13 protein-coding genes are annotated in these 17,835 nt (G+C 59.6%); 1 reads left to right on the top strand and 12 read right to left on the bottom strand.

Annotation, left to right across the window (positions count from 1 at the left end):
• Window positions 1–17 precede the first annotated feature (17 nt).
• Both OHL13_RS18110 and OHL13_RS18105 read right to left on the bottom strand, forming a co-directional pair.
• Entirely contained in the window at window positions 18–3,821 is a 3,804-nt protein-coding gene (locus tag OHL13_RS18110) for a carboxypeptidase regulatory-like domain-containing protein (protein ID WP_263411522.1), read from the bottom strand.
• A 261-nt stretch (window positions 3,822–4,082) separates the two neighbouring features.
• Window positions 4,083–5,951 carry an alpha-L-arabinofuranosidase C-terminal domain-containing protein gene (locus OHL13_RS18105; protein WP_263411521.1) on the bottom strand — a complete coding sequence of 623 codons (1,869 nt, stop codon included), beginning with the start codon at window positions 5,949–5,951 and terminating at the stop codon, window positions 4,083–4,085.
• A 164-nt stretch (window positions 5,952–6,115) separates the two neighbouring features.
• On the opposite strand from OHL13_RS18105, the gene trmD reads away from it, so the two are divergent.
• Window positions 6,116–6,910, top strand: coding sequence for a tRNA (guanosine(37)-N1)-methyltransferase TrmD (gene trmD / locus OHL13_RS18100; protein WP_263411520.1), 795 nt, complete (start codon window positions 6,116–6,118; stop codon window positions 6,908–6,910).
• Between the two features lie 41 nt (window positions 6,911–6,951).
• On the opposite strand, the gene OHL13_RS18095 is transcribed toward trmD, so the two are convergent.
• The 10 genes from OHL13_RS18095 to OHL13_RS18050 all read right to left on the bottom strand — a co-directional run bounded on the left by OHL13_RS18095 (window position 6,952) and on the right by OHL13_RS18050 (window position 17,834).
• Window positions 6,952–8,184, bottom strand: coding sequence for an MFS transporter (locus OHL13_RS18095; RefSeq protein ID WP_263411519.1), 1,233 nt, complete (start codon window positions 8,182–8,184; stop codon window positions 6,952–6,954).
• A gap of 1 nt (window position 8,185) precedes the next feature.
• Complete coding sequence (locus OHL13_RS18090) at window positions 8,186–9,790, bottom strand: fucose isomerase (protein WP_263411518.1); 1,605 nt, start codon at window positions 9,788–9,790, stop codon at window positions 8,186–8,188.
• A gap of 12 nt (window positions 9,791–9,802) precedes the next feature.
• On the bottom strand, window positions 9,803–10,702 hold the full coding sequence (locus OHL13_RS18085) for a dihydrodipicolinate synthase family protein (RefSeq protein ID WP_263411517.1): 900 nt from the start codon (window positions 10,700–10,702) through the stop codon (window positions 9,803–9,805).
• A gap of 57 nt (window positions 10,703–10,759) precedes the next feature.
• Complete coding sequence (locus OHL13_RS18080; RefSeq protein ID WP_263411516.1) at window positions 10,760–11,512, bottom strand: GntR family transcriptional regulator; 753 nt, start codon at window positions 11,510–11,512, stop codon at window positions 10,760–10,762.
• Between the two features lie 21 nt (window positions 11,513–11,533).
• The gene (locus OHL13_RS18075; RefSeq protein ID WP_263411515.1) at window positions 11,534–13,456 is read right to left on the bottom strand and encodes a CocE/NonD family hydrolase; all 1,923 of its coding nucleotides are present in this window, start codon (window positions 13,454–13,456) and stop codon (window positions 11,534–11,536) included.
• A 70-nt stretch (window positions 13,457–13,526) separates the two neighbouring features.
• A complete protein-coding gene (locus OHL13_RS18070; protein ID WP_263411514.1) occupies window positions 13,527–13,910 on the bottom strand; it encodes a DUF3037 domain-containing protein in 384 nt (127 codons plus the stop codon).
• On the bottom strand, window positions 13,894–14,667 hold the full coding sequence (locus OHL13_RS18065; RefSeq protein ID WP_263411513.1) for a HipA family kinase: 774 nt from the start codon (window positions 14,665–14,667) through the stop codon (window positions 13,894–13,896). Before OHL13_RS18065 ends, OHL13_RS18070 begins: the two co-directional genes overlap by 17 nt.
• Window positions 14,668–14,730: 63 nt before the next feature.
• Window positions 14,731–15,945 (bottom strand): J domain-containing protein, encoded by a 1,215-nt coding sequence (locus OHL13_RS18060; RefSeq protein WP_263411512.1) that lies wholly within the window; start codon window positions 15,943–15,945, stop codon window positions 14,731–14,733.
• A gap of 139 nt (window positions 15,946–16,084) precedes the next feature.
• Window positions 16,085–16,990 carry an Fpg/Nei family DNA glycosylase gene (locus OHL13_RS18055; protein WP_263411511.1) on the bottom strand — a complete coding sequence of 302 codons (906 nt, stop codon included), beginning with the start codon at window positions 16,988–16,990 and terminating at the stop codon, window positions 16,085–16,087.
• On the bottom strand, window positions 16,983–17,834 hold the full coding sequence (locus OHL13_RS18050; RefSeq protein ID WP_263411510.1) for a DUF3800 domain-containing protein: 852 nt from the start codon (window positions 17,832–17,834) through the stop codon (window positions 16,983–16,985). The genes OHL13_RS18055 and OHL13_RS18050 overlap by 8 nt, the downstream gene beginning before the upstream one ends.
• Between the last annotated feature and the right edge of the window lies 1 nt (window position 17,835).

Below are 17,835 nucleotides of genomic sequence, written 5' to 3'. Positions count from 1 at the left end.
TTGTTAGGAGGCTACGGTTAGAAGTTGAGGTGTCCCGCAAGCTGGAAGCTACGCGGAGTGTTGCTGATGCTGCTGATCTGTCCGAAGGCGGTGGTTCCCCACACGGCATTCGGATTCCCCAGCGTCGGATGGTTCATGACATTCGACGCGGTCACTTCAAACTGGAAGTTGATCGCATCGTGGATGGGAATGGTACGACGAACCGCAGCATCAAGGCTCAACTGTGCCGGGTTTTTCATGCCGTACGCCTGGGTACGTGGAGCATTGCCCAGAAGATACACACTGCCATTCGTGAGCGGAGCCGTGAACGCATTTGTATCCAGGTATTTGACAGACGTGCAACCAACACCAAGGTTGCAGGCTGTGCTTCCGCTTCCTTTACCGTAACCACCACTGAGCCGGCCAGAACCAGAATACGAAGGATTCAGGTCAGGCATGCACTGCCCCTGCAGTGGGTTGTTTGCGGTCGTGCAAAGGCCCGAGGTAACAGCAACCGGCGTACCGGAGTAGTACGTGAAAATACTCGAGAGCTGCCAGTCGCTCAACAAAGTGCGGGTAACAAGGTTGTTGCCGCCATATCCATTCTTTCCGACAGGAAGCTTCCAGACGCCATACGCATGGAAGGCATGCGGAGACGAGATCGTCGTCACAGAACGGTCAATCCGGTCCTGTGCCCAGTTCTGCGTTCCTCGCGAAATCGCAGCCTGAGGAATGGCGAATCCACTACGGAAGGTGCCATCGTTGCCGATGTTCTTCGACCATGTGTAGTTGAAGTTGAAGGTCAGGCCGCGCGACATGCGCTGCTGCACCGTTACCTGAAGCGAGTTGTAACTGAAGTTGCCAACGTTGCCCCAGGTGTCGGTCACGCCGGAGTACTGCGGGAATGCCGTCAGACCCTGCGCGATCGTCGCTGCGCCACCATTGCTGGCAGTCGCCGCGTTCTGGAAGAACGTTGGGATGTTGAGCCCCGGCACGATTGCCTGGGCAGCAGCGACGTTAGCCGGAGTTGCCTTGGCGGTAAGCAGCGATCCGAGTGCCAGATACGCCGGGTTGAGCTGGTTTGACCAGTAACCACGCGCATTCGCGGCATTCGAGGTCGAGTTGATCAGGTGATGACTCTGGTTGCCGACATAGTTGATCGCCAACACCATGTCCTTGGTAATGGCACGTTGAATGCCAGCGTTGTAGAAGGTGAAGTTCGGCGCGCGGCCCGCGAAGTAAGGATCCGCATAGCTGACCGCCTGAGCCGTCGCCATGCTTGCGCCGTTCAGGTAGAAGCCCGTGTTCAGGCTCTGGGTAGCTGCACCGGGCGCCGGAGCGGTCGGGTAAGCCTGTCCGTTGAACAAGGCTGTATTCGCAAGCCCCTTGGACTGGAAGGCAGAGCTGTTGTTGAGATAATAGGAGGGCCCAGCACCCGCGCCGTTCGTTACTTCTGCCGGAGATGCAATGCTCGTGTTGAAGCCCAGCTGGCCGGTGCCATTGAAGGCTCCACCACGTCCGCCAACACCGCCACCCTGCGAGAAGACACGGCCAATGCCGATACGGATGACTGTCTTGTCGTCAGGAGCGTAGGTAAAGCCGACACGCGGTCCCCAGTTCTTCCAGTAGGTTTGTACCGGGGTACGGCACTGGCAGCTTACACCCGCTCCGCCGTAGTTGCCGGCAAGCTGAATGGCTCCCGGTGTCCCGGTGATCGGGTTGGTCAGACCTGGATTGAGGAAGCTCCAGCGATCCTTGACCTCACGATACGGTGGCAGGTAATCCCAGCGAAGGCCGGCGTCCAGAGTGATTTTGTCCGTGATGCGCCATGTGTCTGAAACATAGGGCGCAATAGGACGGTAGCGACCGCCGACTTCACTCACCGGGCGAAGCCCCAGGCTGGGCGTGCCGCCGATGGCACCCAGAAGGAAGCTGGCATAAGAGTAACCAGAACCGCTGGAGAGCTGCGTTGTTGTACCGGTGGCATTGAAGTTCGCCGTCGAGAAGTTATTGAAAGCCATCTGCAACAGGCCAGTATAGGTATCCGGGTTGGCATTGTTAATCTGCTGCCACTGGATCTGGATACCTGCGGTGATGGAGTGCTTGCCCTTGGTATAGAGCACATTGTCGAGCAACGTGTAGTTGTTCGGGGTCGTCTTCTGGGTAGACACAGCATCACTTGCGCCGGTCCACGTCTGCAGAGCAACCGAACTTGCGCCGCCGGTGGTAAAGGTCACGCCAGGAAACGTCTGGCCGGCCTGACCGGCAGGCAGATTCGTTACGCCCAGGTCACCGATCTGGAAGCCGGGAACGTTCTGCGTCGAGTTCGTGATGTTCTGGAAGAACCGTACATAACCAAACTTCAGCTGGTTCACCAGGTTGCTGTTGATCGTATAGACGTCCTGAACGTCGAAGACCTTCGGATAGATTGTTGCCAGCGTTCCGCCGGTGTAAGGCTGCGGCAAGTAGGGCGCGCTGTAGTTATTCAGATAGCCGACCTTGCCGATTCCGGCGACGGTCGAGATACGGTGGTTCGGCGTTATCTGGAAATCAACGCGGTAATCGATGTTGAAGTTATCGAAGCCGTAAGGAACGCTGCCCAGATAGTTGTTGGTCGTGCCGGAGTTAGACGGCGTTGGCAGGTACTGCTGCGCCGCCTTGGCAAAGGGCGAAATATAGCTTGCAGGAATCACGTTTCCAGCAAATGGCTGACGGGTGCAAACAGAGCCAGCGCAGCTTGTCGTTGTCGGGTCATACAACTGGGCCGTTGTTCCGAGCTTTTCCGTGAAGATACCTTGCCGCTCCAGCAGCGTCGGAATGGTGTAGAGGGTTGGGCTTCGAACCGAACGATTGTGGTAGCGGTCATACGCCACGAAGAAGAAGATGCGATTGGTAAATGGAACGTGCCCGCCAATGCTGGCCGAGAGTTCATTCTGGTGGTCTACCGGTTTCGGCGCGCGAACCGTTCCGCCCTTGCCGTCCGATACCGTCTGGACCTTCGTCAACAGCGGCCATGCATCCAGCGCCGTGTTCCGGATGTAGTCCGATACCTGACCGTGATACTTCAGGCTGCCCGATTTGATAGTGAAGTTCTGCGCACCGGCGCCGGAGTACTCAACCGGAGGCGTGCTGGTAAGAACCTGCGTCTGGTCGATGGATTCCACCGAGAACGCCTGCGATACAAGGCGGTTGTCGCCCTGCTGGCTGACCGTCTGCGCGGGCAGACCGTCTACATACAGCTGGCCGAGATAGTTGCCCGTGCCGCCAACGATGGGCAAACGTGCTCCACCCTGTGCGCCAGGAGCCAGAGAACCGAAGGCAGTCGCATCACGCTGGGCATTGTTGGTGACCAGCGGAAGATTCGAGTACGTTTCGTTTTCAATGGTCAGGCCGAGCGAGGCATTGGTGGTCTCCAGTTGCGGAGGCGCCTCAAGTACGGTGATCACATCGCTGGTCGCGCCGACGGTCATGGTCACGTCAAAGCCAGTCACGATCATCGCGTTCACGGTCAGGTTCTTCTGGATGAACTCCTGAAAGCCTTCGTGCTTCACATCGACGGTATAGATGCCCGGCGGCAGCGGCGTGATGGAATACAGACCCGCTCCGGTGCTCTTACGCGTGGTCTGCGTCCCAGTTGCCTGGTTGGTAATGATGATGGTTGCGTCCGGGACGGCAGCGCCGGTAGGGTCCGCTACCGTGCCCTGCAGGCCACCTTCACCACCCGTCTGCGCCCGCGAAACACAGGGCGTAAGGACGAGGACGCTCAGGGCCATTAGCCCGAGCAGGCGGCGCCACCTGGAAGGCACACTGCGCACACTCGACTCCAAAAAGGTTGTTGCCATTACTTCCTCCGCGACTCCAAATGCTGTGGTTGGATGTCGCACAGAACCCTAGAGGTCGAAACGTTTCATTGTCAATAGGGAAGTTGTTTCCAAAGAGAAATTTTCCGTAGAAATAGCCCCTCTGAAGGGAAACCCCTGAAAACACTGGGGATTCCGAAGCAGCAAACGTTTTCTTTCGAGTGTCGTAGGAAAGCGTTTTTGCGCGCTTAACAACACACGGGACACCCTCAGGCGTCCCGTGTGTTGTTCCTCATCCCCGGTTTACTTCAAGGGAATATCGATGACCTCAATCGTATTGGGAGCCACCGTGTGCTTCCAGTTCCCCGGAGTCACGGCGACCGTTCCCTTGACCGGCACAACCAGCTTCGGCGCCGTGATCGAGTTCGTCACATACCAGGTGGCCGCGTGCATCGTATTGCTCACGGCGGCCCCGGCCTTCGCTCCAGACACGTCCACGGTCAACGCCTGCGGACGGTCGCTGGCATTCACCAGCTTCAGGTAGAGCACCTTCTTCTCCGGCGAAGCCGTCGCCGACCAGAAGAAGCGGTCATTGGCTCCCTCAGCGGAAGATTTCACCACCTGCGTGCCCAGATGCTCGCTGAACAGCACCTGCGCCCAGTAGCTGGGAGATCCATAGGAGTTCAGCGCGTCATAGCCGATCAGGTCGCTGGACCACTGCATGCCGCCTGGGTTCACGTTGGTGAACAGGGGGGCATACGCCGCCATCACTACCACGTCCGAGTTGCGCTCCATGGAGGTCATCCAGGCGGCATCGCCCAGCGCAGCGCCGAAGTCCGGCGTGGGCGAACCGGTGCGCGTGGCCCACTCTCCGACAAAGATCTTCGGCCCATTGCGGTCCTGCGTATCGTACTTGTGCACCAGGTCAAAGAACTCGTGCGGTGTCTGGTAATAGTGGTCGTCGACGATGTCCGGCGTGCCGCCGTGCTCCCATGCGGTGGCAATGATCTTCAACTGCGGATACTTTGCGCGGATGGCCTTCTCAAATGGCGGATAGCGCTTGATGTAGCTGCCAGAGCGGTCAAGGTTGTCCTCGTTGCCGACCTCGATCAGGCGCAGCTTGAAGGGCTCCGGATGTCCGTCCTTCGCTCGCACCGCCCCCCACTTGGTGTTGACGTCGCCGGTAACGTACTCAATCTCATCCAGGGCATCGGCAATATACGGCTTCAGCGCATCGCCTTCGGCGTGCTCTCCGTTCAGCGTGTAACCCGCAAAGACAGCCAGCACCGGCTCCATCTTCAGGTCTTCGCACCACTCCAGGAACTCGAGCAGGCCCATACCGTCACTCGAAAGATAGCGCCACGAGGTTTGCTTGGTAGGACGGTCCACCAGCGGCCCAATCGTCTTCTTCCAGTCAAAATGCTCGGCCAGCGTGTTACCTTCCACGTAGTTGCCGCCGGGGAAGCGCAGGAAGTTCGGACGCATGGCGCCCAGCATCTTCATCAGGTCAGGCCGGTTGCCCTGTGGGCGGTTGTTGTAGGTCGGCGGAAAGAGGCTGACCATCTGCAGCTCAACACTGCCCTTCTGCGCGAAGAGCATCTCCCAGTGGTTGTCCTTGCCGGGAACCACATTGGCGCCGGTCTTCAGCGTGTACTCGTACTTCTTCCAGTCGCCGTCGGTCAACGCCACAGTCGTCTCCGCCAGCGTGGCCGCGGTGTTGTTGGCCACCAAACGGATGTGCGCCGTGCCGACACCCGCCGGCCTGGCATAGAACGATCCATGATAGGTCTCGGACGGTCGCACAGCCATGCCCCAGTAGCCATCATTAGTCACGCCGGCCTCGTTGCCCTTTGAGGCCTCACGAACCTCGAGCTTCATGCTCTTGGGCAGCGCCTTGCTCGGACCGGTGTCGCCTCCGCTTACCTTCGCGGACGAGTTGCCCTGCGTGGTTACACGCCACCACTCAAAGCGCGGCCAGCGGTTGGTGAAGGTACGGTTGCGGATCATCTCCGCATACAGCCCACCGTCGTAGCTGAAGTTGATCTCTTCGGTCATCAGCCCATACAGCGTGGGACTCACCTCGGCAACCTTCTGCGTGGTATCCACGGTGAGCTTCGCCGGCTGCTGCGCCATTACACTGCCCAGCGCCAGCGCGCTGAGACCAACTGCCATCCACATCCTTCGCATGTCTCGTCCTCGAATGGGTTTAAGAAAACGTTATCTCGAAAGCGCCTGACCCGCCCCCAGGATAAAAACTGTTCCGGTTGGAACTATACCCTCCCCTGCACTGTGGAGTACATCCCTTCCACCACACCGACGTACACTGGGAATTCAGCATGCGGTTTGAGATCATTACTATTTTTCCGGGGTTCTTCGAAGGGCCGCTCCAGTACGGAGTGGTTTCGCGCGCCATTCGCAACGGTGTGGTCGCAGCCCAGGCCCATGACCTGCGCGCATTCACGCACGACCGCCACCGCACCGTGGATGACCGCCCCTTTGGCGGTGGTGAGGGCATGGTGCTGAAGCCGGAGCCGATCTTCGAGTGCGCCGACGCCATCGGCGTCACCCCTTTGCCGGAACGAGACCTCGCGCGTGAGTCGGTCATCGTGCTCTCCGCCGGTGGCAAGCCATTTACCCAGGCCACAGCACACGAGTTGTCGAAGCTCGAGCGCATCACCATGATCTGCGGCCGTTATGAAGGTGTGGACGAGCGTGTGAACTCGCTGCTCTGCGACCGTGAGCTGTCGATCGGCGACTACGTTCTCTCCGGCGGCGAGCTGGGAGCGGCCATCATTCTTGACGCGGTCACCCGCCTTCTTCCCGGCGTGCTGGGCAATGCGGACTCCGCCCGCTTTGAGTCCTTTGGCCACAGCGACAGTGAGATTGAGCACACCCTCGAAAGTCCGCAGGCCACGCACGGCAGCGGAGGCCTTCTGGATTACCCGCACTACACGCGGCCAGCCGAGTTTCAGGGTCACGCGATTCCCGAAGTACTGGCCAACGGCGACCATGCACAGGTGCGGAAATGGCGACGGCAACAGCAGCTGCTGAAGACCGCGAAGAACCGTCCTGACCTGCTGGAGAAAGCTGCCCTTTCCAAGGAAGACCGCGCCTTCCTGGCGAAGCTGTAGCGTTGTTGCCCCAGTTTTCGCCAAAGGCGAAGAATGGCTTTCTAAGCCGCCTTCCGCAGATTCGCGGAAAGTCCCAGCAGCATCATTGCCAGGCACAGGTAGATCACCGACGTCGCGCTGATGCAGGCCGACAGCCCAAAGCGCTGTGCCGCGGCGGCAATCACCACCGGGGCAAAGCCTCCTCCCAGCCAGCCGAAGCTGTTCATCACGCCGGCAGCCACGCCGCGCTTCTCCACCGGCACCACGTCATACAGCGACGCCCAGATATTCGCGTCGTAGATGCCTTTGAAGAAGCCAAAGCCGATCATGCTGACGATCAGGCCGATGACCGTGATCGACCATCCGGTGAGAAACAGGAACGGTACACCGCACAGCAGTCCGATGGCCTGCGTCAGTTGCCGGCCTCCGGCGCGCTTCGATGCAAAGCGGTCTGCCAGCCAGCCACCCAGTAGCACACCCAGCACGGACGCCGCCTGCAGATAAGCGGTAGAGCTGAAGCCCGCATTGCTCAGGCTCATGTGAAACTTTTCCAGGAGGAAGGTGGGCAGCCACGTCAGGAAGACCACCGCAACGAAGTTCGCTCCCATGAAGACAGCGATCATCAGCACGATGCGTCCCTGCGCCAGCACATCGCGCACGCCATGAACAAAGTGCAGCAGCGGATTCTCCTGCTGCGTCTCCGATGCCAGGCGCGGCGGACGCTTCAAACTGAAGATCAGCACCACCGCCAGCACAAGGCCCAGCAGGCCAAAGAGGGTGAAACTGGTGCGCCATCCATGCTGTTCAGCAATGAAGGCCGACATCGCACCGCCTGCGATGGTGCCCGCATACACGCTGGACTGGTGCAGCGCCATGGCCCGGGACCGTGTTGCCGCGCTGTGATAGGCGCCGATCAGCGCCATCGCCGCGGGAAAATAGAAGGCTTCGCCCAGACCACCCAGCGTGCGGAAAAAGACCAGCACGCCATACGAATGGCTGAAGGCCGTGCCCGCCGTGACCGCGGACCAGAATGCCAGCGCACCCACAATTACCTTGCGCGGCGAGACACGATCACTCACCCAGCCGGCTACCGGGCCGGCCAGGGCGTACATCCACATAAAGCTGGAACCAACGATGCCAAGCTGAATCGGCGTCAGCGCAAGCTCCGTACGAATGAGCGGGAAGACGGAGAAGATCGCCTGGCGGTCCGCATAGTTGAACAGGCAGACGAACCACAGCATGCCAACCAGCAGCCAGGGATACGCTCCGCCTGTACGAGTCTCGTTCGCCGTCACGCTATGCCTTTGCCACGCCGCAGAGATGGACTTCGACACCAAGCTCAGCAAACGCGGCAGCCTTCACCGCCAGCGCATGGTCGGCACCCGCAGAATCGTTGGCATAGGCAATGCTGATGTGGTTGGCGCGATGACGCGCCATGAAGCTGTCGCGCGTAACGCCATGCAGCACCGTGTTCACCATCGGCCACTGGTAGGTCGTCTCGCGCCAGCGGCGCTCGGTCTCAGCCTCCGGCAGCGAAACGACCGTGCCGCGCCCAAGATCCACATGCAGCTTGCCACCTTCAACGAACACGCGACTCCACACAATCTCACCCGGCTTGCCCACGCCTTTCAGCGATCCACCGCCCAGCGGGAAATACATGGCCGGCTGGCGCTCGCTCACGGAACCAGCATAGCCGCCCACAAAGTGGCTGGCCGGAGCAGCTCCGGAGATCTGCAGCACCCATACATACTGCTTCTTCCCGTCCACCTCAAGCTCTTCACCCCAGCGCACATCATGCAGCGTCGTCGAAGGATCAAGACCCAGCTTCGTCCAGCAGCGGTTGGTCACCAGCGCATCCACCGCCGCGCCCTCATCCACTTCATTAAAGTGCGGCAGCGCCTTACCGGCGAAAAGCTCCTTGCCCTCCGCGTCAAAGACAGGCGGACGGTCAGGATTGTTCAACAGGCCTTCCACAAGATCGGACGCAGGCACCGTATCCTTCAACCCCTGCTGATACTGGATACCAATCGCATCGCAGCCAAACTCCGCCGCCATGCGCACCGCGGCGATATACATCTTCGCCTGCAGCAGAATCTGTTTGTCCGTCAGCTCCGTTGCTTCGTCAGTTCCGGTCACAAAACGCAGGCCGCGCGTGTCCAGCCATGTACGCACCGCTGCGGCCTCTTCATCGCCGACCGTGGCCATGCGGGCAGCAAGCGCGCTCTGGCTGAGCCGCTCTTTGAAGATGCCGCAGGGGTTCAACAGCTCATCGTCGATGATGGCGTTGTACATGCCCATGCAGCCTTCATCAAAAATGCCGAGGATTGCCTTGCGCTCGCGCAGAAGACCGGCAATCTCTTTGCCGAGCTCCTGAGCTGACTCCGGCAACGGCACCGCGGACAACGGCTTTACATACGAAAGATCATGCTGAATCGCTCCGGTTTCCAGCCACTGTTTCAAACCATCCAGGAAAAATGCGTCGTCAAAGTCGCGGCTCCAGAGGGTAGAAAACGTCACACCGGCCTTCACCAGCGATCCATTCAGATTCAGCAGACCCACCAGCCCCGGCCACTGACCGGACCAGTTTGCCAGCGTAAGAATCGGCGCATTGTGAAAACGCATGCCCGGCAGCACATGGTGCGTGTATTGCCACGCGGCGGTGGCGAAGATTAGCAGAGCATCCTTGGGAATGGACGCAAAAACATCCATACCCATGCGCTGGCTTGAGATGAAGCCGTGCCCCGCCCTCTCATCCACCGGGAAGGCGCGTTTCAACGTCACACCCATGGTTGCCAGCACCGCCGTCAGCTTTGTCTCCAGGTCGCGCTGTGCCGGCCAGCAGGCCTGGTTGGCGGAGAGCCTGAGGTCGCCGCTGGTTACCAGATACACGTCATTCGCCATCACTGTCTGCTCCTAAACCGCCATCATCGCCGCGTGGTTTTCCGTAAACCACGCCATCATCTCGTGCATCTGCTGCACACGGTCGTCGCTCAGGGCAAAGGGAAAGTTCGCCCTGGCCAGCTTGCGTGACTCACCAAAGACCTTCAGCCCCCACGGCGTCGGCATACGGTCAAGCTGCTGGATGAACAGCCGCAGTCTGCCGTTCAGCTCATCCAGCCGGGCAGCCTTTGCCTCGCTCTGCCCTGCCTCAAAGATCGCCTTAATCAGCTCCGGCAACACGCACGATACCCCAGAGACCACACCGTCGGCCACACCTGCCTTCAACGCAGGCGCCAGCGCGTTGTCATTGCCAATAATGCGGCAGGCCGCGGGTGCACGCTTGGTCAGCAGTGAAACCGTGTCGAGCGATCCGCTCGAATCCTTGATGCCGATGATGTTCGGACAGTGTTCAATCAGGGAGAGCGTCGCTTCTGGCTCCAGGCCCGAGGTGAACTGCGGCAGGTTGTAAAGCAGCACGGGCGTCTGAACCGCATGTGCCACTTCGCTGCTGAACGCCGCAAGATCGCCCTGGCTGTATGGGAAAAAGTAAGGCATGGGCAATAGAAGCCCCTGCGCTCCGGCACGGCCCGCGATCTTGCCCAGGCGAATCGCATCCATACTGCTTGCAGCGCCTATACCCGCCAGAAACTTCGCCCGGCCGACGGTGGCCTCCGCCACCGTCTCCATCAGGTCGACAAACTCCGTTTCCGTAACCTGCGGAAACTCGCCGGTGGCGCCATTGATGGCGAACCCCTGAATACCTTTACCGATCAGGAACTCCAGCCACCCTCGCAGTTGCCCGGTATCGATTCGTCCTGCCGCGTCGCGCGGCGTGAGCACAGCGGCATATACACCCATCACCAGTTTTGCCATGAGGGCATCATAGATTCACTGTCTACGATTTGTCGACAAATAGAATGCGGGAGTACCCTACCCGCCCAGGCTCGCCAGGTGCTGCTCCCGTTCCCACTGGTCAAACTCCTCCAGCCGTTCCCGCCCGCTGGCCTGGATATGTTCCGCCAGCAGCTTGCGCGCGGAGTCGGCCTTGCCGTCCACCACGGCCTGCAGAATTTCCTTGTGGTGGCGGTGAATCCGCTCCAGCTCCTCGCGGCGGTGTCCGCTGCGCTGGATGCCGAAGATACGGATCATCAGCCGGGTCTCGTTCACTACCTTCAACATGCGTTCATTGGCAGCCAGCCGCATCAGCAGGGAGTGGAAGCCAAGATCGCTAACCGCGAAACGGCGCATCTGCTCCTCGTCCAGCTCTTTGCTGCCGGAAGCCCTCAGCTCCTTCAGCAGCGCCTGTGTCTCTTCCAGCAGCTCCTTCATCCGCGATGCATCCGCGGGACGAATGCCATTCTGCGCCGCGCGTCCCACGGCAAAAACCTCCAGGGCTTCGCGCAGTTCGTACAGCTCCGTGATTGCCTGCCGCGTCAGCCGCGTAACCACAATGCCGCCGCCCGGGCTCAGATCCAGCATGCCCTCGGCCAGCAACTGGCCAGCCGCCTCGCGCACCGGTGTGCGGCTGCTGCCAAGCTCCTTGGCCAGGGCAACCTCTGAGATCAGTTCTCCGGCCTTCAACTGGCCGTTGGCAATCTTCTTCTGGATCAGCAGATAGGCCTTACGGCGTACTGAATCCTTTTTCCCTTTTTGCTGGTGGTGCGTTGTGGACCGTCTCGGCATGGAACAAGTCTAGCCTCTCCGCTACTTCACCACCGGCAGTTCAACCGCGCTGCCGGAGTAGATGCGTTGTGTTGCTTTTGTATAGTCCCCGGGCTTTGCCCAGAAGATATTCGGCACAAACGTCTGCGGGTTCCGGTCATAGAGCGGAAACCAGCTGGACTGCACCTGCACCATGATGCGATGGCCAGGCAGAAAAACATGGTTCGCCACCGGCAGCTCCCACCGGTACTCCAGCGGTTTGTCCGCCGCAATCGGCTTCGCCGTCGCAAAGCTCTCACGGTAGCGGCCGCGGAAGATGTCCATCGACACGGCAAGCTGGTAGCCGCCAAGCTCCGGCTGCTCCGCTACCTCGTCCGGATAGACATCGATCAGCTTCACCACCCAGTCGGAGTCGGTCCCGCTGGTCGAAGCCAGCAGCTTTACCAACGGCTGTCCGCTGATCTTCATCGGCTCCGTCAGCGGCTCACTCACATAGCTCAGCACATCGGGCCGCCCTGAAGCCTCGCGCTGGTCATCCACCAGCCAGTTCACCCAGGTCAGCGGAGGCGTATAACCAATCGGCTGGTTGGGTCGCGCACGGAACGGCACAGGTTTTGCGGGGTCAGAGACATACTCTTCAAACTCCGCCACCTTGTTCGTTGGCGCGGCCCAGGTTGTCTTCAGTCCCTTGCCCAGGTACAGGTTCTTCTTCTCAATCGAACAGGTCTCGCCGCACGCAGGCCAGCTCTTCAGCCTGCGCCACTCGTTTGTGCCCGTTTCAAACGCCGTCACCGGGGCAACATCCATCGGCGGCGCATTGTCCTTCAGGTAGTGATCGAGGAACGGCAAAAGCACCTTCTTCATGAAGTAGGTGCCGGTCGCCGATCCCCAGCGAATCGAGGCCATATTGCTGGCTTCTTCAATCTCCTGCCCATGGTGCCACGGGCCCATCACCAGAAAGAGCTTGCCCTTGTTCTCCGGCCGCGCGGCCAGCGCCTTGTACACGGCGGGAGCGCCATAAATGTCTTCCTGATCCCACAGGCTGTGAACCAGCATCATCGGAATCGCCAGCGGCTCCTTCGCCAGCAGCTTGTCGACTGCCTGCTGCTGCCACCAGTCGTCATAGGCCGGATGCGCCAGGATGTTGCGCCAGAAGCCCATCTGCTCCACCCCGTGCCGCTTACCCATCTCGCCGGCCGAGCCGGCCTTCATCCAGAAGTCGTACTCATCGAAGGCATCGGACCACCACTTGTACTCGTTCGAGCGGCCGCCCTCCTGCTCATAGATGTACGAAAGGTTCTGCTGACGGAAGGCCCCGTTGTGGAACCAGTCATCGCCCATCCATCCGTCCACCATCGGATTCATGGGGACAGTAACCTTCAACGCCGGATGCGGGTGATAGGCCGCCATCAGCGGCTCAAACCCGTCATAGCTGATACCCAGCGTACCCACCTTGCCGTTCGACTCCGGAATGTTCTTAACCAGCCAGTCGACGGTATCGTAGGTATCGGTCGCTTCGTCCACCGGCGTTGGATTCAACGGCCCATGCACGGGGCGGTTCATGATGTTGTCGCCCTCGGAGCCATACTTGCCGCGAATGTCTTGCACCACGCGGATGTAGCCGCCGCCTACAATCACATCCACCGCATTGTCATATCCATAGAGCGCCGCGCCCAGGTGCGCGCTCTGCCGGTTGGCGGTAAGCGCGTCCGCGCTGTACGGCGTACGCGTCATCAGGATCGGAGCCTTTTTTACCGCTGTCGCTGCCTTGGGGATAAGAATCACCGTGTGCAGCTTCACACCATCGCGCATGGGAACCATCACCACGCGCCGGGTGTAATCAAAGCCGGTTTCCGTCGGCGTCAGCGTCGCAGGAGTTTCGCTGGGATATTCGGGATACTTCGGCTTCTCCTGCGCTGCGCAGGCAGTCACTAGTAAGGCCAGAGCGATGACGTGCAGTTTCACGGTATTCCTCCGCGTTGGTTGCGACATGCCAACACCATATCGCGGAGCAGCCATTGCAGCTATGTGTTTCTTACTCGCTCAACACAAGCTTTTGCACCAGGCCATCCAACAGACTTTCCGTTCCATCGCACACCCCTGTGCGCACCGGCCCGGTCTGCAGAATGGTGCTGCGCGGCGAGGTCAGCCAGTGGAAACGCGCCTTCAGATCCATCTTCGCCAGCGGTCCGGCAGCTTCGTCACCGGCGGCAATCTTCTCCACCGCCTCCAGATGCAGCTTCACCGCTCCCAGGTCTACCTGCGGCCACAGTGCTTTCAGCCGCGCGTCGTCCACTAGTGTCTTCGCGGCCAGGTAGCGCTTCTCCAGGCACAGCACAATCACACCGGCATTGAGGAACTCCTCCCGCTCGACGCGAGGCACGATGCGGATGACCGCGTAATCAAACGAGGCGCGCATGCTCGGCCTCCTCTTCAAATGCATGACTGGCCAACCGCTTCAGGAAGAACTCCACATACGCCGCGCGCTTGGCGTCGGGTGTCTCGGCGCCTTCTTCCACTTCCAGCCATACATCCGGCACCAGCGCCAGAATGCGTTCAAACTCAGCGCGATTCAGCTTTGCGCGCGCCAGCTTTCCAGCGCCACGAACATCCGTGGCCCACGGCAGCAGCACATGGTCTTTGATCGCAACAAATGGGCTAACGGCCTTGTCCATCATTGATGCCCAGTCATGCTGTACATACAGCGCCGCGCCATGGTCGATAAACCACAACGCTTTCCCCCAGCACAGCAGGTTGGGGTTACGCGGCGTGCGGTCCACGTTCATCACGAAGGCATCCAGCCACACCGCAAGAGACGCCACATGCTCCGTTGCACAGTCGCCCGCCGCCACCTCGAACATCGTCGAGCCAGGCAGATAATCCATGCCCAGATTGCGGCCAACCGAGGCCTTCAACAGGTCGCGAATCTCTTCATCGGGATAGTTCCTGCCCAGCGCCGGATCAATCTCCACGAACACCAGCTCCGGCACGTTCAGCCCCACGGTCCGCGCAATCTCACCGGCGACAATCTCCGCCAGCAGCGCCTTCACACCCTGCCCGGCTCCACGGAACTTGACGACATACATACCGTCGTCATCCGCCTCCACAAGGGCAGGCAGACTTCCGCCCTCGCGCAACGGCAAGGCATAACGGGTCGCTAGTACTTCACGCAGCACAGATCAAATCCTTCCTTGCATGGGTGCCCCACCCTCGCAATGCCAGGGTGGGTTCGATTGTGACTACGCCTCGCGGAAAATCTCTTCCCGCGGGTCCTCCGGGTTCAGCTTCGCAAGCTCGCGCAGAATCTCCTTCGAGCGCTCGTCCTGTACCTTCGGCACCACAACCTTCACTTCCACAATCTGGTCGCCGCGCACACCGTCGCGCGTGGCAGACGGCACACCCTTCTCCCGCAGGCGCAGCTTCTGGCCGGCCTGCGTGCCGGGCGGAATCTTCAACTGTGCACGCCCATCAATCGTCGGCACATCCACCTTCGCACCCAGCGCCGCCTCGCTTACGGAGACAGGGACTGTGACAAAAATATCGTCCGCCATGCGCGTAAACACCGGATGCACGCCCGCCTTGATGATCAGGTACAGGTCGCCCGCCGGACCACCATGCAGCCCCGCATTCCCCTTGCCCGCCAGCCGAATCCGCTGCCCATCGCGCGTGCCTGCCTTGATGCGGAACTCCAGCGGCTCCTTCTTATAGAACACACCCTGTCCATGGCAGGTGCCACACTCGTTCTGCACCTTGCCGCTGCCACCGCAGCGCGGGCACTGCAGGTTGAACTTCATGCGGCCACCCATCTGCGTCACCTGGCCCGAGCCATGGCACTCCGGGCAGGTAATGCTGCCGCCTGTCGTGGAACGTCCATGGCACGTCGGGCAGGTCTCCTGCTTCTGAATCTCAAGCCTCGTCGTGCCGCCGCGGATCGCCGTCCAGAAGTCCACCGTCACCTGGTACTCAATGTCCGTACCCGGCTGCGGCCCCTGCTGGCGAGCTCCCGCGCCGCCGTTGAACATGCCCCCGAAAATATCGCGGAAGCTGCCCCAGCCTGATCCTTCCTCCGGCTGCGGCTGGCGTCCACCGCCACCGAAGCCCGAGAAGTCGAAGCCGCCAAAATCAAACGGAGCTCCCTGCTGCCCCGCACCGCCACCGCGAGCTCCGCCCGCCGCCCCACCGCCGCCACGCGCATAGGCTTCCGCCGCCGCGGGGTCAATGTTGTCCGAATAGAAGCCGAGCTGGTCGTAGATCTTCCGCTTCTTCGCGTCCGACAGAATGTCATTCGCCTCGGAGATCTCCTTGAACTTCTCCTCGGCCTTCTTATCGCCCGGATTCACATCCGGGTGGTACTTACGCGCCAGCTTGCGAAAGGCCTTGCGGATCTCGTCCGCTGTCGCCGTCTTCTTCACGCCAAGTGCGCCGTAATAGTCCTTCTGCTGCGTTGTCGCCATAATCGTTGTCCCGTCTTGCCTAAGGGCACGGCTTCAGCCGCGCCGTCACTGCTACTCAACTTTTGCGGCTTCAGCCGCTGAGGTCACTTTACTACCGCATCCCGCGTTGCCCCATTCTTTGCAAAGCGAGACCCTCGCCTTACTCTTTCTGACACTCCGGACACCAGTACAAACTCCGCCCTGCCATCTCCTGCCGCTGGACTTTGGTGCCGCATACCCAGCACGGCTTGCCATGCCGACGATACACATAATGCACCTCCGGCTTCAGCGGCTTGCCCGTCTTATGCGGACGGTCTTTCGGAAGCGTCGTCACAATGCGGCGATCCACCATGCCCGCCTTCAGTAGCGGAATCGAATCCTTCCAGATAGCCTTCAGCGTCTTCTCCGGAACATCCTTGCCGGCGAGAAAAGGCGACAGCCGCGCGCGGTACAACAGCTCAGCTCGATAGATGTTCCCAATGCCGGAGAGGATGGACTGGTCCATCAGAAGCGCGGCGATGGGCGTCTTTGACTTTGCGGTCTTCGCAAACGCGGGAGCTGGATCGTCCCCATTCAATGGATCAGGCCCCAGCCGCGCCAGCAGCTTCTGCCACTTCTCGCGGTCGTACAAGCTGCAATCCGAAGGCCCGCGCAGCTCAATCCAGTCCACGTCTTTCGGATCAAGCGAAGTGGAACCATCATCCTCCGAGTACCAGCCGTGCTTCGTCGTTGCATCGTCACTGGGTGCCCCATCCATACGCGCAGCTTTACCGCGCGGATGGGTGGGAAGCGACAACCGTACCCGCAAAGCCCCCTTCACTTCTGGCAGCTCGCCGACACCTTCGGTCCAGTCGCCATAGCGGCCCAGATGCACATGCAAAATCGCATCCGGTCCAAACTCATACCCCAGATGCTTGCCCACTGCATGGACACGCTTCAGCACCTTGCCGTCGATGACGTCAGCATCAGCAAACCGACCGCCCGGGGCCTCGACACGAAGCTTTCTGCCCACAAACGCTTCGGTGTGCCGCGCAGCCCAGCGATGGATTTCATTTCCTTCAGGCATGGGTATTTACAACGATCCTGTTCTTACGTGGCGTAGTGCCTTTTGGAGTTGGCTTGATACGGCGATCCTCTTCAATGGCCACAGAGGGATTTGCATCAGCGAGTTCTTTCAATTGTTCGCGAGTCTGATATTTGCTACTTAATAGTCCTTTGTTCTGCACAAAAAAATTGAAAGTTTCAACAGGAAACGGCTCCATCTCTGCGCGTTCAAACCTTGCTTTGTCTCTTTTGAACACAGTCCATGCCCATAGATCTGCGGCCTGTAACGGCAAATCTACTTTCTTGTCACGAAAAGAGTGACACTGTGGCGTGATTCCATATTTTTCAAGAGAACCGCCTGCTTTTGTAGCTCCGTCGAATACCCCTTCGATCTCTTTACGGGTTTGTCCCTGCAGATTGTCGAATATGTACTGAATGGGCTCACTCACCTTATTGGCCATTCTCCATTTCTCAACAAAACCAATCATCGACCTGACTGCGTATGTATAGGGGCCGCCGCATTTCTCATAGAATTCGGGCTTAAAAAGTTCTTCGTAGTCAGGTTTTGGAACGGACATACTAAATCCGTGAATTACGGATTCAAGAACGATCTGGCGAAGCCGTCTCACCGTCGCAAATTTCTTATTGTCTGTCCATACAGATTTATCGGCAAACTCAGAACGACGATTGTTTGCCATCATCTCTGTCGTATGAAGAACATTAAAGCCATATTCATTGCGAGCCTTATGCCATTCACGAATGAATCGTTTCCACTTCAACTCTGGTGCAACCCACCCGGCTACAACGACCACAGGACTGCTATCGTGTGTACCGCTATCGTCGAAGTAGCCAATTAGATTTGACATT

This window comes from Terriglobus tenax, from assembly GCF_025685395.1.
Classification (GTDB): domain Bacteria; phylum Acidobacteriota; class Terriglobia; order Terriglobales; family Acidobacteriaceae; genus Terriglobus; species Terriglobus tenax.
Note: the sequence above shows the minus strand (reverse complement) of the source record. Positions and strands in the feature narration are given on the sequence as shown.

Bases quoted from the DNA above. Each gene is read 5' to 3' on its own strand.
- OHL13_RS18110 (WP_263411522.1), bottom strand. From the start codon at position 3,821: ATGGCAACAACCTTTTTGGAGTCGAGTGTGCGCAGTGTGCCTTCCAGG.
- OHL13_RS18105 (WP_263411521.1), bottom strand. From the start codon at position 5,951: ATGGCAGTTGGTCTCAGCGCGCTGGCGCTGGGCAGTGTAATGGCGCAG.
- trmD (WP_263411520.1), top strand. From the start codon at position 6,116: ATGCGGTTTGAGATCATTACTATTTTTCCGGGGTTCTTCGAAGGGCCG.
- OHL13_RS18090 (WP_263411518.1), bottom strand. From the start codon at position 9,790: ATGGCGAATGACGTGTATCTGGTAACCAGCGGCGACCTCAGGCTCTCC.
- OHL13_RS18085 (WP_263411517.1), bottom strand. From the start codon at position 10,702: ATGGCAAAACTGGTGATGGGTGTATATGCCGCTGTGCTCACGCCGCGC.
- OHL13_RS18080 (WP_263411516.1), bottom strand. From the start codon at position 11,512: ATGCCGAGACGGTCCACAACGCACCACCAGCAAAAAGGGAAAAAGGAT.
- OHL13_RS18070 (WP_263411514.1), bottom strand. From the start codon at position 13,910: ATGCGCGCCTCGTTTGATTACGCGGTCATCCGCATCGTGCCTCGCGTC.
- OHL13_RS18060 (WP_263411512.1), bottom strand. From the start codon at position 15,945: ATGGCGACAACGCAGCAGAAGGACTATTACGGCGCACTTGGCGTGAAG.
- OHL13_RS18055 (WP_263411511.1), bottom strand. From the start codon at position 16,990: ATGCCTGAAGGAAATGAAATCCATCGCTGGGCTGCGCGGCACACCGAA.
- OHL13_RS18050 (WP_263411510.1), bottom strand. From the start codon at position 17,834: ATGTCAAATCTAATTGGCTACTTCGACGATAGCGGTACACACGATAGC.